This is a genomic window from Spirosoma sp. KUDC1026 (assembly GCF_013375035.1).
Taxonomy (GTDB): Bacteria; Bacteroidota; Bacteroidia; order Cytophagales; family Spirosomataceae; genus Spirosoma.
In genome coordinates this window covers 1,132,869-1,147,633 of sequence record NZ_CP056032.1, presented here as the reverse complement: position 1 = coordinate 1,147,633, position 14,765 = coordinate 1,132,869, and the positions used below count along the sequence as shown (strand labels likewise).

The following is a 14,765-nucleotide window of genomic DNA, read 5'->3' as shown; positions in this document are numbered from 1 at the left end:
TCTCTTCCAATTCTAAAAGCAGTGAGGGGCATACGTCATCGTGTGTCCCTCACTGCTTTTAACGCTGACCAGTTCAGCTGATTTGTATGGAGAACGTAGCTGAGAAGGTCTCTCCAACGGCTACCTGCTGAATCAATTCTTTTTGCTCGATGGGTAATTGCTCTCCTACCGAGTCAGCACAACCCAGCCAGGGCTCGATGCAGACAAAAGGCGCACCAGGTTTAGCCCAGACGCCCAAATACGGAAACTTGTCGTAAGCGACTGTAACAGCTCGTTCATTTTTAGTGCTTCGAATCGTAACCGAACGTGAGTTGATGTGCTTGAAGACCAATGCGTCGTCGTCAAACAGATGTTTGGTTAACGCTAACCGGTTGTTTTCAGTCGGAATAGGTTTCGTTTCGCCCGTAAAATACCCTTCAGCCGAAAGCATGGCCGTTTCGAGCGGCTCATCCGTTTCAAATTCTAGGTAGTAATCTTCGTATGCTTCGCCATCCAGAAAAGGAACGGCAAAAGCCGGGTGGGCGCCAACCGAAAAGAAGACGGTCTTATCGTCCTGATTGACCACGCGATACGTTATGTCCAGTTTATCTTCCTGCAACTCATAGGCAATCTGAAACTCGAACAGATATGGATAGGCCGCTTTTGTCTGCGCATTGGCCGCCAACGAGAACGTAGCCCTAGTATCTGTTACTTCTTTCAGAGTGAATTGGGACTGCCGCGCAAAACCATGCCGCTGCATAGGATAGGCCTTACCATCTATCAGCAGTTGATTGTTCAGGCACCCTCCCACCACCGGAAACAAATTGGGCGCGTGCCAGGGCCAAACAGCTGGATCGGCCTGCCACAGGTGCTCAATAGTATTTTTCTTGTCAAAGATTGACGTCAGTTCAGCTCCTTTTTCCTGAATGACAATCCGGAGTGTATCGTTTTCTAGCGTAGCCATATCGTAAAAAACAACAAAAGCTACCCAATGTTGGATAGCTTTTGTATAAACTGACAACCATCGGGAAATGGTTATCCTAAGTGGTATTAGAACCGGAAGTGCGAGAACGCCTTGTTGGCTTCAGCCATACGGTGCGTATCGTCTTTCTTCTTAACCGCTGCACCTTCACCTTTGGAAGCAGCAACGATTTCAGCAGCAAGCCGGTCTACCATTGTTTTCTCACCCCGCGAACGAGCGTACCGGATAAGCCATTTCATGCCTACCGCGACCTTCCGGTCTGCCCGTACTTCGGTTGGTACCTGAAAGGTAGCTCCACCGACGCGACGGCTTTTTACTTCAACCGCTGGCATTACGTTATTTAATGCCTTTTTCCAGGTATCCAGACCGCTTTCGTTCGTGCGTTTAGCCACTACGTCCAGCGCGTCATAGAAGATGGCGTACGCCAGGCTTTTCTTACCTTCGTACATCAGGTTGTTAACAAATTTGGTTACGAGAACCTCCTTATATTTAGGATCGGGTAATACGTAACGCTTGGGCGGTTTCGCCTTTCTCATGGTTTCTTCAGATTTTTGATCTTACTCTGCCGTATTTTTCAACGGGCAGTCTGATTAATTACTTCTTTTTACCTTTTGCAGGTGCACCTTTACCAGCCGCTGGCGCTTGACCTGGTTTCGGACGTTTTGCACCGTATTTCGAACGGCTCTGCAGACGACCGCTTACACCAGCTGTATCCAGAGCACCACGTACGATGTGATAACGTACGCCTGGCAGATCTTTAACCCGACCACCACGAATCAGTACGATTGAGTGCTCCTGTAGGTTATGACCTTCACCTGGGATGTAGGCGTTAACTTCCCGACCGTTCGTCAAACGAACCCGGGCAACTTTACGAAGAGCCGAGTTTGGCTTTTTCGGTGTCGTGGTGTACACCCGTGTGCACACGCCCCGACGTTGTGGGCAGGCGTCAAGAGCCGGCGATTTCGACTTGAATTCAAGCTTCTCGCGGCCTTTACGCACTAGTTGTTGTATAGTAGGCATTTGATAATTGGTTACAAAAAAACAGTCTTCCCGAATTTTGAGGTGCAAAGATAGGGAAAACCTGCTGAATGTCAAACAGAAAGGCGTAAGATTTTAGACTAAGCCTGGCCTACCGGTCCCCCGTAGCCACCTCCCGGAAACCGGAACGTATCACTAGGCTCATTGATACCGCCATTGGCTTCTTCATAGCGGCCAATATTGTCCCGCAGCGCTTCCAGCAGTCGTTTGGCATGCTCCGGAGTCAAAATAATCCGGGCTTTTACTTTGGCTTTGGGGACGCCGGGCATGAGTCGGATAAAATCCAGGATAAATTCACTATTCGAGTGAGCAATCATCGCCAGATTAGCGTAGGTCCCTTCGGCAATATCTTCGCTAAGTTCTACGTCAATAGAACCTTCCGGATTTTGAGGTTGAGAATTCATAGTTGGGTTCTTTTTACAAAAGTACAACTAAAGTAGTAGCTCAATATACCGCGGCTACAGATACCACATCGCCTATTTAACGATCTGCTTGCAGTCGTTCCAATAACTTAGCAACTTCTATCCTAAGTATGGGCAGGCGGTTGACGAGGATACTCCATACTACCGTAGGATTCACTGATTCATAAGAGTGGATCAGTATATTTCTTAAAGCTACAACTTGATGTATACACTGCGCCCTTAGAACTGGACCACTTTACTGAATAACGAAATTGTTAGTTGATCTGATTTCCTACTTGGTTTGACTGCTTTTTATTCCCTTTAATACCTCTTCAGGCGTTCGATAATTCAGCGACTGGTGAAAGCGCCGACAGTTATAAAACTCGAAATAAGCTTGTAAGCCTGCCTCTAACTGCCAGCCATCCTGGTAGGCTTTCAGATAAATATCCTCATATTTTACGCTTCGCCAAAGCCGCTCTACGAATATGTTGTCCAATGCCCGCCCTTTGCCGTCCATTGAGATGCGAATGTTCTGATCGAGCAGGACACTTGTAAAATCATCCGAGGTAAATTGACTGCCTTGATCGGTGTTAAAAATCTCGGGTTGAGGATAGCTCCCTAAGGCCTTTCGTAACACGCCACAACACCAATCAGCCTCCATGGTGTTGGAAACGGACCAACTTAATACGTATCGACTATACAGATCGATGATGGCCATCAGGTACATATATCCGGTCGCCATGGGTACATAGGTAATGTCAGTAGCCCAAACTTGGTGGACCCGCACAATGACCAACCCCCGCAGCAAATAGGGATAAATTCGGTGGCCTATGGCCGGTTTCGAGGTGTTTATTTTAGGATAAATGGCTTCTATGCCAAGTATTTGCATGAGACGCCGAACGCGTTTGTGATTGACACAATAGCCTGCCTTTGCCAGGGCTACCTGCATCTTGCGGTACCCGTACTGCGGAGTTAGCAGGTACTGCTCATCCAGCAAACGCATCAGTAGTAAATCGTCTGATGTGGCTACTACCGGTTGGTAGTAATAGGTTGAGCGGGGCAATCCTACCCACTGGCATTGTTGGCGAATGCTAGTTGATAAAGCTGCATCAAGCAGTGATCGTCGCTGCGAAAGACTCATGGCGTCAACTTTTTTTTGAAAAAAGTCAGTTCCATTTGTAATCGTCCAATCTGCTCATAGAGCAAGGCGGTTTCGGGTTCTGCGTTGGTCGATGTGGGTTTGCAACCTGCCTCGAAAACGGAAGCGGCCCCCTGTAGGAATTGCCGCTTCCAGTCACTGATCTGATTCGGATGAAGCTCGTGGCGTTTGCTGATGACAGCCAATGTATCCTTTTCTTTAAGGACTTCAAGTACTACCTTGAGTTTGAATTCAGAGGTAAATTTACGTTTGCTCTTGCCTTTCATACGGGACTAAATTTAGCCCGTTATCCAATTTAATTAGTGGTCTTAAAAACGGGGCGCACTATAGTATACTGGTTATAGCGATATCCGGTTCCAGCTTTCGAATCTGATTAACAGCCTCACCGATGATACCTAACGCCCGTTCAACAGCGTATTGAACAATCAGGTTTTTCTCATATTGAGCAAAGTCCTCGTTCCCTGCGAGAAAGTCCTCGATGTAATCAATATGCAGCTTAATATCAGTGAGGTATTTCCGTAGATCATGCTGCATAAACTAATTCCTTTGATTGTTCGATGGCACGGGCAAAATACGGATTTCGAAATGGCTGACTCAGTAGCAAGTCGACTTTTCGGTTGAAAAGCTTTTCGAGCTCAAATAGAAGCTTGAAATAGATATCACCTTTCCTTTCAGGAAGTAATTCATCCGGTAATTCAACCAATAAGTCAACGTCACTTTTCTGCTGATCGAAGTCTTCCCGTATAATCGATCCAAAAGCATACATACGTAATACGCCATACTGCTGGCACAGATCAGTGAGCTGTTCCTTATATGCGCTCAGAAACGATTCTTTAATCATACGGAAAGTTACTTTTATTATCCTGTATAACACAAACGCCCCAGTCGTTTCCAACCGGGGCGTTTGCAAAATTGGTCCAGCTATGGATTAAACAGTAGCCCGCTTTTTGCTCCGTGCGAACTGTTCGCGCGATTCAGTCACTGTTTCCAGTTCCTCTTTCGAGCCAACAATCGCATTCTGGTAGCGACGGATACCCGTACCAGCTGGGATCAGGTGACCAACGATCACGTTTTCTTTCAGCCCTTCGAGCGTATCGCGTTTACCACGGATCGACGCTTCACTTAGTACTTTCGTCGTTTCCTGGAAGGAAGCCGCCGAGATGAAGCTGTCTGTACCGAGCGACGATTGAGTGATACCCATCAGCGTCGGTTGCGAAACGGCAGCCATGGCATCACGTACCTGCACCAGAGCGAGGTCGCGACGTTTCAGGCTTGAGTTTTCGTCCCGCAGACGGCGGCTCGTTACAATCATACCTGGTTTGAAGTTCTCCGAATCACCAGCGTCGACAACAACTTTCGCGTCAAGAACTTTATCGTTCTCTTCCCGGAAAGACCATTTGTCAACCACTTGTCCTTCGAGGAAGTTGGTATCACCCGAGTCGATAATCTCAACTTTCTGCATCATCTGCCGCACGATGGCCTCGATGTGCTTATCGTTGATTTTTACCCCCTGCAGGCGGTATACTTCCTGAATTTCATTTACCAGATACTCCTGAACGGCCGTTGGGCCTTTGATGGCCAGGATGTCGCTTGGTGTAATGGCACCATCCGACAACGGAGCACCAGCGCGCACAAAGTCGTTATCCTGTACCAGGATGAACTTCGACAGCGGTACGAGGTATTTTTTCTTCGTGCCGTCTTTCGACTCGATGAAAATCTCGCGGTTACCCCGTTTGATCGTGCCGTATGTTACAACACCATCAATTTCACTGACAACAGCTGGGTTTGATGGGTTACGTGCTTCAAACAATTCCGTTACCCGTGGCAGACCACCCGTGATGTCGCGGGTTTTACCAACGTTACGTGGAATTTTCGCCAATGGCTGCCCAGCTTTGATCGACTGCCCTGTTTTAACAACCAGACGAGAACCTACAGGTAGGTTATAGCTCTTCTGAAGTTTACCCGATGCGTCGGCATCCGACAGGTGCAATGTCATTGTCGTCGTCCCCTGAACAACGATGGCTGGGTTTTTCGCTTTATCTCGGCTTTCGATGATCACCATTTCCTGGAAGCCCGTTTGTTCGTCGAACTCTTCACGGTAGGTAATACCATCTTCAATTGCGTCAAACGTCAGCGTACCTGTCAACTCAGACAGAATAACGGCGTTGTATGGATCCCAGGCGCAGATGTCGTCGCCTTTGCTAACGACATCCCCATCTTTTACCCGTAGGAACGCACCGTAAGGAACGTTATTGCTGATCAGAACTTGGTTACGGTCTTCAGGATTGACAATCCGAACTTCACCCGAGCGGCCCATTACGACCGTTTGTGGATTTCCTTCGGCGTCTTCCGATTCAACCGTACGCATTTCTTCAAACTCAATCAGACCATCAAACTTCGCTTTGATCGACGCATCGACCGCAATGTTCGAGGCCGTACCACCCACGTGGAAGGTACGAAGTGTCAGCTGCGTACCAGGCTCACCGATCGACTGCGAAGCAATAACACCTACTGCTTCACCGATGTCGACCATGCGGCCCGACGCCAGATTACGTCCATAACACTTAGCACATACACCACGGCGTGATTCGCAGGTCAGTACCGAACGAATTTCGACCGTTTCGATGCTGGTTTCGTCAATAGCAGCGGCAATCTCTTCCGTGATCAGTTCACCAGAACCAACCAATTTAAGCGGTTTGCCTTCTTCATCTTTCTTCAGCGGATCGAAGATATCATGTACCGTTGTACGGCCCAGAATCCGCTCCGATAGAGGCTCAACGATATCCTCGTTGTCCTTCAGAGCCGATACCTGCAAACCACGTAACGTACCGCAATCGTCTTCGCTGATGATAACATCCTGCGCTACGTCATGCAGACGACGGGTTAAGTAACCAGCATCGGCCGTTTTCAGAGCCGTATCAGCCAGACCTTTCCGCGCACCGTGCGTCGAGATGAAGTACTCCAATACGTCAAGACCTTCTTTAAAGTTTGACAGAATTGGGTTTTCAATGATTTCCCCAACCGAGCCCTGCAGGTTTTTCTGTGGCTTAGCCATCAGACCCCGCATACCGCCCAGCTGACGAATTTGCTCACGGGAACCACGGGCGCCCGAGTGCATCATCATGTAAATCGAGTTGAAACCACCCTGATCGGCTTCGAGCTGCTTCATCAGCGTCTCGGTCAGACGGGAGTTCACACGCGTCCAAATATCAATAACCTGGTTGTACCGCTCGTTCTCCGTGATCAGACCCATCAGGTAGTTATCCCAAACGCTCTGTACTTCCGCCTTCGCTTCGTCAACCAGACCTTGTTTGGCTTCTGGAATCATTACGTCACTCAGACCGATCGACAGACCACCTTTGAAGGCCATCTGGAAACCGAGTTCTTTGATCTCATCCAGGAATTGTGCCGTACGGGCACCACCCGAGATTTTGAAGATCAGCGCAATGATTTGCTGAAGTTTTTTCTTCGTCAGCAGTTCGTTGATATAACCAACCTCTTCCGGTACGGCCTGGTTGAATAATAACCGACCAGCAACCGTATCGATTATTTTATATACCAGTTCGCCGTTCTCATCCCGGACTTTCACCCGGCACTTGATGTTGGCGTGCTTTGATACGCGACCTTCGTTGATACCGATGATAACTTCTTCAGCACCGTAGAACGTCATGCCTTCACCCACGATTGGATACTCAGGAATGCTCTTACGACCTTTCGTAACGTAATACAGACCAAGTACCATGTCCTGCGACGGTACGGTGATCGGTGCGCCGTTTGCAGGGTTCAGGATGTTGTGCGACGCCAGCATCAGCAGCGACGCTTCCAGAACAGCCTCCTGACCCAGTGGTACGTGAACGGCCATCTGGTCACCGTCAAAGTCAGCGTTGAAAGCCGTACAGACAAGTGGGTGGAGCTGAATAGCTTTACCCTCGATCAGTTTTGGCTGGAACGCCTGAATACCCAGACGGTGCAGTGTTGGAGCCCGGTTCAGCAGTACAGGGTGGCCTTTCAGTACGTTTTCCAGAATATCCCAGATAACCGGATCTTTCCGGTCAACGATTTTCTTCGCTGATTTCACCGTTTTTACGATACCCCGCTCGATGAGCTTACGGATAACGAATGGCTTGAACAGTTCGGCAGCCATATCTTTCGGCAGACCGCACTCGTGCAATTTCAGTTCTGGTCCTACGACAATTACCGAACGGCCTGAGTAGTCAACACGCTTACCAAGCAGGTTTTGACGGAACCGTCCCTGCTTACCTTTCAGCATGTCAGACAGCGACTTCAGCGCCCGGTTACCTTCCGAACGAACGGCATTAACTTTCCGCGAGTTGTCGAACAGTGAGTCAACAGCTTCCTGAAGCATCCGTTTTTCATTCCGCAGAATTACTTCCGGCGCTTTGATCTCGATCAGGCGTTTCAGACGGTTGTTCCGGATGATAACCCGACGATACAGATCATTTAGATCGGACGTAGCAAATCGGCCGCCGTCGAGGGGAACAAGCGGACGCAGTTCAGGAGGAATAACCGGTACCATTTTGATTACCATCCACTCGGGACGGTTCTCGATACGGCCATTAGCTTCCCGGAACGCTTCAACCACTTTAAGCCGTTTCAGCGCTTCCGCCTTCCGTTGCTGCGACGTATCCGTAGCAGCCGCGTGGCGCAACGAGTACGAAAGCTCATCAAGGGCTACCCGAGAAAGCAGCATCTCCAGGGCTTCAGCCCCCATCTTCGCGATAAATTTGTTTGGGTCTTTATCGTCAAGATGCTGATTACTGCTTGGCAGTTTGTCCATGATATCCAGGTACTCATCTTCCGTTAAGAAGTCAAGTTGGTTGATACCGTCCTCAGCTTTTACGCCGGGCTGAACAACAATGTACCGCTCATAATAAATGATCTGATCCAGCTTTTTGGTCGACAGACCCAGCAGGTAACCGATTTTGTTTGGTAAGCTGCGGAAGTACCAGATGTGCGCAACAGGAACCACCAGTTCGATGTGCCCCATCCGCTCCCGGCGAACTTTCTTCTCGGTCACCTCGACACCACAACGGTCGCAGATGATACCTTTATAGCGAATCCGCTTATACTTTCCACAGTGACACTCCCAGTCTTTTACGGGTCCGAAGATGCGCTCGCAGAACAAGCCGCCCATCTCGGGTTTGTAGGTACGGTAGTTAATAGTCTCCGGCTGTGTCACTTCGCCGTAGGAACTCTCCAGAATGGACTCGGGCGAAGCCAGGCTGATCGTCACGCTCTGGAAATCGCTATTGAGTTTCTTGTTCTTTTTGAACGACATTGGTTGGAGGTTTTATTTAAAAGGAGAAAAGGGAAGAATGAGGAGAGGGAAACCGGAGAAGCAGACTTTGATCATCCCTTCTTCGGTCTCCCTTTTCTCCATTCTCCTTACTCTAAAGTGATTTCAAGTGCCAGGCCACGAAGTTCATGGACAAGTACGTTGAATGATTCCGGAATATTTGGTTTCGGCAGGTTTTCGCCTTTTACGATTGCCTCGTATGCTTTTGCTCGGCCAACCACGTCATCCGATTTCACGGTCAGGATTTCCTGCAGGATGTTCGATGCACCGAATGCTTCCAGTGCCCAAACCTCCATCTCACCAAAGCGCTGTCCACCGAACTGGGCTTTACCACCCAGCGGCTGCTGTGTAATAAGTGAGTAGGGGCCAATTGAACGGGCGTGCATCTTATCGTCAACCAGGTGACCCAGTTTCAGCATATAGATGATACCCACCGTTACTTTCTGGTCGAAACGCTCGCCAGTCAGACCGTTGTACAGGTATGTCCGGCCGAACGATGGCAGACCAGCGGCATCCAGTTCGTCAGCAACCTGTTGCTCAGTAGCTCCGTCGAAGATCGGCGTAGCATATTTACGGTCAAGTTTTTGGCCAGCCCACGCCAATACGGTTTCGTAAATCTGGCCCAGGTTCATCCGGGATGGTACGCCAAGTGGGTTCAGCACGATATCCACTTTCGTTCCGTCTTCCAGGAACGGCATGTCTTCGTCCCGAACGATCCGGGCAACAACCCCTTTGTTACCATGGCGACCAGCCATTTTATCACCCACTTTCAGCTTCCGCTTCTTAGCGATGTAAACTTTAGCCAGTTTCACGATACCTGCTGGCAGTTCATCACCGACTTCAAGGGTGAACCGCTCCCGCTTGAACCGACCCGTGATTTCGCTCCGACGATTATTGTAGTTTTTCACCAGCGACACAATCATCTGGTTCATTTTATCGTCGTCGGTCCAGTTACTCAGGTCCAGATCAATCAGCAGGTTTGCTTCTTCCGGTACGGCGTAGCCGCTTTCATCCCGGTATGGGTTCCGGTCAGGGAACAGATTATCCGTGATGTTTTTCCGGCTGAACTTAACACCTTTACTAACGATTTCTTCGCCAAACTTATGTTTCACGCCCTGACTGGTTTGACCATCGAGCAGTGTCACCATTTTGTCGATCATACGAGCCCGGAAGTCATTTAACTCACGGCCGTATTTCTTCATCAGCACCTTAACTTCTTCCTTGTGCTTACCCCGGTCTTCTTTGGCCGGACGGGCAAACAGTTTGGTATCGATAACAACACCTTTGAGTGATGGTGGTGCTTTTTTCGAAGCATCTTTCACATCCCCTGCTTTGTCACCAAAGATGGCACGCAGCAGTTTCTCTTCCGGCGTTGGATCGCTTTCGCCTTTCGGCGTGATTTTTCCGATCAGGATGTCACCTTCTTTAACCTCGGTACCAACCCGAACGATACCGTTCTCATCCAGGTTACGAACCGTTTCTTCGCTTACGTTCGGAATTTCAGAGGTTAATTCCTCTTCGCCCCGCTTCGTGTCACGTACTTCCAGTTCAAACTCTTCAATGTGAATCGACGTGAAGATATCTTCCCGCACAACGCGTTCCGAGATCACGATAGCATCCTCAAAGTTGTACCCTTGCCATGGCATGAAAGCCACTTTCATGTTCCGACCAAGCGCCAGTTCACCTGCCTGCGTCGCGTACCCTTCGCAAAGCACATCACCTTTTTTCACCTTCTGGCCTTTCAGCACGGTTGGTTTCAGGTTGATGCAGGTATCTTGGTTCGTCCGACGGAATTTGATTAGGTTATACGTTTTCCGATCTTCATCGAACGTAACAGCCATTTGGTCGTCGTCCAGATTGTAGCGAACTACAATTTTAGTCGAATCAACGAATTCAATCGTTCCATCCGCTTCAGCGATAACCAGCGTACGCGAATCGACAGCTACGCGACCTTCCAGACCCGTACCCACGATTGGCGCTTCTGGACGCAGAAGCGGTACCGCCTGACGCTGCATGTTCGATCCCATCAGGGCCCGGTTAGCATCATCATGTTCCAGGAACGGAATCATGGAAGCAGCAACTGATACAATCTGGTTCGGAGCAATGTCCATGAACGTTACGTTCTGAGGCTCTGCAATCGGGAAATCACCCTCAAAACGAGCTTTCAGACGATCAACCTGGAAGTTACCTTTGTTATCGATGTCGGCGTTTGCCTGAGCGATGTAATGGGTATCTTCTTCCTCGGCTGTCAGATACATCACCGGCTTGTCCATCGATACCTTACCGTTCTCAATAATCCGGTAGGGCGTTTCGATGAAGCCCATGCTGTTGATCTTTGCGTATACACAAAGCGACGAGATCAGACCGATGTTCGGTCCTTCCGGCGTTTCAATGGTACATAGACGACCGTAGTGCGTATAGTGTACGTCACGAACCTCAAAGCCAGCCCGTTCGCGTGACAGACCGCCAGGTCCCAGTGCTGACATACGACGCTTGTGCGTCACTTCAGCTAATGGGTTTGTTTGGTCCATGAACTGCGACAGCTGGTTCGTTCCGAAGAACGAGTTGATCACCGACGACAGCGTACGGGCATTGATCAGATCAACGGGTTTGAAATCCTCGTTGTCCCGAACGTTCATCCGTTCTTTAATCGTTCGCGCCATCCGGGCCAGCCCAACACCGAACTGAGCGTATAACTGCTCACCTACCGTCCGGACACGCCGGTTGCTCAGGTGGTCAATGTCATCCACAACAGCTTTCGAGTTGATCAGACCGATCAGGTATTTCACGATAGATACGATATCTTCCGTGGTCAACACCTTCATATCAGACGAAATGTCCAGACCAAGTTTTTTATTGATCCGATAACGGCCTACATCACCAAGGTCATAGCGTTTATCCGAGAAGAACAAGCTCTGGATAATCTCCCGAGCGGTTTGTTCGTCTGGCGCATCAGCGTTACGCAGTTGCCGATAGATTTGCTCAACGGCCTCTTTTTCCGAGTTTGAGCTATCTTTCTGCAACGTATTGTAAATGATGTTGTAATCAGCCATGTTCATGTCTTCCTTGTGCAGGATGACCGACTTCTGACCTGATTCCGTGATCGTTTCAATATCGTCTACCGAAATAGCCGAATCCCGCTCTAGCAGGACTTCGTTCCGGCTGATCGATACAACTTCACCCGTATCTTCATCAACGAAGTCTTCCGTCCAGGTTTTTAACACCCGGGCAGCCAAACGACGACCGATTGCTTTTTTCAGGTTAGCTGGCGTTGCCGGTACTTCCTCCGACAGACCAAACAAATCCAGAATATCCTTATCCGACCCAAAACCGATAGCCCGCAGCAACGTCGTTACTGGGAACTTCTTTTTACGGTCGATATATGCGTACATGACGTTGTTAACGTCCGTCGAAAACTCAATCCAGGAACCTTTGAATGGAATAATCCGGGCAGAGTATAACTTTGTGCCATTGGTGTGCTTACTCATAGAGAAGAACACACCCGGCGAACGGTGCAACTGGGAAACAATAACTCGTTCAGCCCCGTTAATGACGAACGAACCTTTTTCCGTCATGTATGGAATGTTTCCCAAGAAAACCTCCTGCTCGATCGTTTCGAAATCCTCATTGTCAGGATCGTTATTCGACAGACGCAGTTTAGCTTTCAGCGGAACCGAATAGGTCAATCCCCGATCAATCGACTCATCAACCGAGTATTTTGGGGGATCAACAGAATAATCAATGAACTCCAGCTTAAAATTCTCGCGGGAATCAGAGATAGGAAAGTTTTCCTGAAACACTTTAAACAGCCCTTCTTCCGAACGTTGGTTCGAAGGTGTATCAAGCTGAAAAAAGTCTTTGAATGATTTTACTTGAATATCCAGGAAATCGGGATATCCAATCACTGGCTGAATCGTCGCAAAATTTTTGCGCGTACTGATTTTCGCGTTTGTAGCCAAGATTGTACTCTGTTTAGTTGCGTAACCGATTCTCTATAAGTGCATTAGGCCCTTTTCAATGCAACTTGAACTAGCGGTCATCCAGGCCCAGGCTGTGACCCAACCCAGGGGGCGTGAATAGACAACGTAAGGCAATACGAATAAGTTTGTCTTTTGCAAGGGCGTAGACAAAAAAGTCTCCAAACAGGAAAAGACCAGACGTTGGTCTGGCCTCCCCTGTTTGGAGCAATATTCCAATAAAGCGGCTGCTTACTTAACTTCTACTTCAGCGCCAGCTTCTTCAAGTTGTTTCCGCAGTGCTTCAGCTTCGTCTTTAGCAACGCCTTCTTTCACTGGTTTTGGAGCACCGTCAACCAGTTCTTTGGCTTCTTTCAGACCCAGACCCGTCAGGTCTTTAACCAGTTTCACAACGGCCAGTTTACCAGCGCCAGGAGCTTTCAGGATCACGTCAAACGACGTTTTCTCAGCAGCAGCAGGAGCAGCATCACCACCACCAGCAGCACCAGCTACCATTACCGGAGCGGCAGCCGCCGGCTCAATACCATACTCATCCTTCAGGATAGCAGCCAGTTCGTTAACTTCTTTAACTGTCAGGCTTACAAGCTGCTCTGCGAACGCTTTCAAATCTGCCATTTTAGTATTTTAATTTGATTGTGATACGATGTAAAAAAAATGATTGCCGGAAAATTAAGCTTGTTCTTCGCGCTCCGACAGCGTTTTAAGAATACCCGCCAGTTTGTTACCACCACTCTGCAGACCAGAGATAACGTTTTTGGCAGGTGATTGTAAGAGACCGATGATTTCGCCGATAAGCTCTTGTTTGCTTTTCAGGGCAATCAGGGTTTCAAGTTGATCAGCACCGATAAAGATACTGTAGTCAATTGAAGCTCCTTTTAATTGCAGTTTATCACTGGTTTTACGAAACTCTTTAATCAATTGAGCCGGCGCTTTGCCATTTTCTGGGTGAAACATCACCGCAGATTGACCATGTAGCACCGTATCGTTGAACGGCGTATAATCCGTATCAAGGGTTTCGAGTGCTTTTTTGATGAAGGTGTTCTTCACCACTTTGTACTCGATGCCCCGCTCAAAAGCCATCCGACGTAGATTGTTGGTTTCAGCAACCGTCATGCCATTGGCTTCCGTGATGTAGAAGAAGGGAATCGACTGAAACTTTTCAGTCAGTTCCGCAATAATTGCTCCTTTGTCCTCGCGCTTCATGGCTTAAATACCGGCTACTGTGCCTTTATCAATCGTTACTCCCGGACTCATCGTGCTCGACAGGTTAATCGTTTTTACGTACGTGCCTTTAGCCGATGAAGGCTTTAGGCGCATCAGCGTAGCGATTACTTCCTGTGCGTTCTCAGCCAGTTTTTCTGGCGTGAACGATACTTTACCAATACTGGTGTGAATGATGCCGGTTTTATCAACTTTGAAGTCGATTTTACCAGCCTTCACCTCACGAACAGCTTTTGCTACGTCAGGCGTAACCGTACCCGATTTGGGGTTTGGCATCAGCCCACGAGGACCCAACACTTTACCCAGACGACCAACCTTAGCCATTACGTTCGGCATCGTGATGATTACATCAATGTCCGTCCAGCCTTGTTCAATCTTCTGAATGTAATCGTCCAGCCCCACAAAGTCAGCACCTGCTTCTTTCGCTTCGTTCTCTTTATCCGGCGTACAAAGCACCAGAACGCGAACCGTTTTACCCGTACCATGTGGCAACGTAGCAACGCCACGAACCATTTGGTCGGCTTTACGCGGGTCAACGCCTAACCGGACGTCAATATCCACCGAAGCATCAAACTTGGTGTACGAGATCTGCTTCAGAATGTCTGCTGCTTGTTCCAGCGAGTATTCTTTCGTAGCATCGTACTTCGTTAATGCTTCTTTTTGTTTTTTCGTTAACTTAGCCATTTGTGTA

The 14,765-nt window shown here is 48.7% G+C and carries 13 protein-coding genes; all 13 read right to left on the bottom strand.

The annotated features are described in order from the left end of the window. Positions 1-73 precede the first annotated feature (73 nt). Complete coding sequence (locus HU175_RS04910; RefSeq protein ID WP_176565522.1) at positions 74-943, bottom strand: aldose 1-epimerase family protein; 870 nt, start codon at positions 941-943, stop codon at positions 74-76. 86 nt (positions 944-1,029) lie between these two features. Beyond that, positions 1,030-1,497, bottom strand: coding sequence for a 30S ribosomal protein S7 (rpsG, locus tag HU175_RS04905; RefSeq protein WP_176565521.1), 468 nt, complete (start codon positions 1,495-1,497; stop codon positions 1,030-1,032). Between the two features lie 58 nt (positions 1,498-1,555). After that, positions 1,556-1,981 carry a 30S ribosomal protein S12 gene (gene rpsL, locus HU175_RS04900; protein ID WP_176565520.1) on the bottom strand — a complete coding sequence of 142 codons (426 nt, stop codon included), beginning with the start codon at positions 1,979-1,981 and terminating at the stop codon, positions 1,556-1,558. 98 nt (positions 1,982-2,079) lie between these two features. Next, positions 2,080-2,403: a DUF3467 domain-containing protein gene (locus HU175_RS04895; RefSeq protein ID WP_176565519.1), complete on the bottom strand. Its 324-nt coding sequence runs from the start codon at positions 2,401-2,403 to the stop codon at positions 2,080-2,082. A gap of 76 nt (positions 2,404-2,479) precedes the next feature. Further along, complete coding sequence (locus HU175_RS25085) at positions 2,480-2,578, bottom strand: hypothetical protein (protein ID WP_410528580.1); 99 nt, start codon at positions 2,576-2,578, stop codon at positions 2,480-2,482. Between the two features lie 114 nt (positions 2,579-2,692). Further along, positions 2,693-3,825 (bottom strand): IS3 family transposase gene (locus HU175_RS04885; RefSeq protein ID WP_410528567.1). Its coding sequence is split into 2 segments (ribosomal slippage): positions 2,693-3,570 and positions 3,570-3,825, totalling 1,134 coding nucleotides; the frame shifts between segments, so codons are not numbered across the junction. Between the two features lie 58 nt (positions 3,826-3,883). Then, positions 3,884-4,093 carry a DUF86 domain-containing protein gene (locus HU175_RS04875; RefSeq protein ID WP_176565516.1) on the bottom strand — a complete coding sequence of 70 codons (210 nt, stop codon included), beginning with the start codon at positions 4,091-4,093 and terminating at the stop codon, positions 3,884-3,886. Continuing rightward, positions 4,083-4,400: a nucleotidyltransferase family protein gene (locus HU175_RS04870; RefSeq protein WP_176565515.1), complete on the bottom strand. Its 318-nt coding sequence runs from the start codon at positions 4,398-4,400 to the stop codon at positions 4,083-4,085. The genes HU175_RS04875 and HU175_RS04870 overlap by 11 nt, the downstream gene beginning before the upstream one ends. Positions 4,401-4,487: 87 nt before the next feature. Further along, positions 4,488-8,858: a DNA-directed RNA polymerase subunit beta' gene (gene rpoC, locus HU175_RS04865; RefSeq protein WP_176565514.1), complete on the bottom strand. Its 4,371-nt coding sequence runs from the start codon at positions 8,856-8,858 to the stop codon at positions 4,488-4,490. Positions 8,859-8,965: 107 nt separating this feature from the next. After that, positions 8,966-12,835 carry a DNA-directed RNA polymerase subunit beta gene (gene rpoB / locus HU175_RS04860; RefSeq protein WP_176565513.1) on the bottom strand — a complete coding sequence of 1,290 codons (3,870 nt, stop codon included), beginning with the start codon at positions 12,833-12,835 and terminating at the stop codon, positions 8,966-8,968. A 249-nt stretch (positions 12,836-13,084) separates the two neighbouring features. Then, complete coding sequence (gene rplL, locus HU175_RS04855; protein WP_176565512.1) at positions 13,085-13,468, bottom strand: 50S ribosomal protein L7/L12; 384 nt, start codon at positions 13,466-13,468, stop codon at positions 13,085-13,087. Positions 13,469-13,522: 54 nt separating this feature from the next. Beyond that, a complete protein-coding gene (rplJ, locus tag HU175_RS04850) occupies positions 13,523-14,056 on the bottom strand; it encodes a 50S ribosomal protein L10 (protein ID WP_176565511.1) in 534 nt (177 codons plus the stop codon). A gap of 3 nt (positions 14,057-14,059) precedes the next feature. Beyond that, entirely contained in the window at positions 14,060-14,758 is a 699-nt protein-coding gene (gene rplA / locus HU175_RS04845) for a 50S ribosomal protein L1 (protein ID WP_176565510.1), read from the bottom strand. Between the last annotated feature and the right edge of the window lie 7 nt (positions 14,759-14,765).

Bases quoted from the DNA above. Each gene is read 5' to 3' on its own strand.
- HU175_RS04910 (WP_176565522.1), bottom strand. From the start codon at position 943: ATGGCTACGCTAGAAAACGATACACTCCGGATTGTCATTCAGGAAAAA.
- rpsG (WP_176565521.1), bottom strand. From the start codon at position 1,497: ATGAGAAAGGCGAAACCGCCCAAGCGTTACGTATTACCCGATCCTAAA.
- rpsL (WP_176565520.1), bottom strand. From the start codon at position 1,981: ATGCCTACTATACAACAACTAGTGCGTAAAGGCCGCGAGAAGCTTGAA.
- HU175_RS04895 (WP_176565519.1), bottom strand. From the start codon at position 2,403: ATGAATTCTCAACCTCAAAATCCGGAAGGTTCTATTGACGTAGAACTT.
- HU175_RS04875 (WP_176565516.1), bottom strand. From the start codon at position 4,093: ATGCAGCATGATCTACGGAAATACCTCACTGATATTAAGCTGCATATT.
- HU175_RS04870 (WP_176565515.1), bottom strand. From the start codon at position 4,400: ATGATTAAAGAATCGTTTCTGAGCGCATATAAGGAACAGCTCACTGAT.
- rpoC (WP_176565514.1), bottom strand. From the start codon at position 8,858: ATGTCGTTCAAAAAGAACAAGAAACTCAATAGCGATTTCCAGAGCGTG.
- rplL (WP_176565512.1), bottom strand. From the start codon at position 13,468: ATGGCAGATTTGAAAGCGTTCGCAGAGCAGCTTGTAAGCCTGACAGTT.
- rplJ (WP_176565511.1), bottom strand. From the start codon at position 14,056: ATGAAGCGCGAGGACAAAGGAGCAATTATTGCGGAACTGACTGAAAAG.
- rplA (WP_176565510.1), bottom strand. From the start codon at position 14,758: ATGGCTAAGTTAACGAAAAAACAAAAAGAAGCATTAACGAAGTACGAT.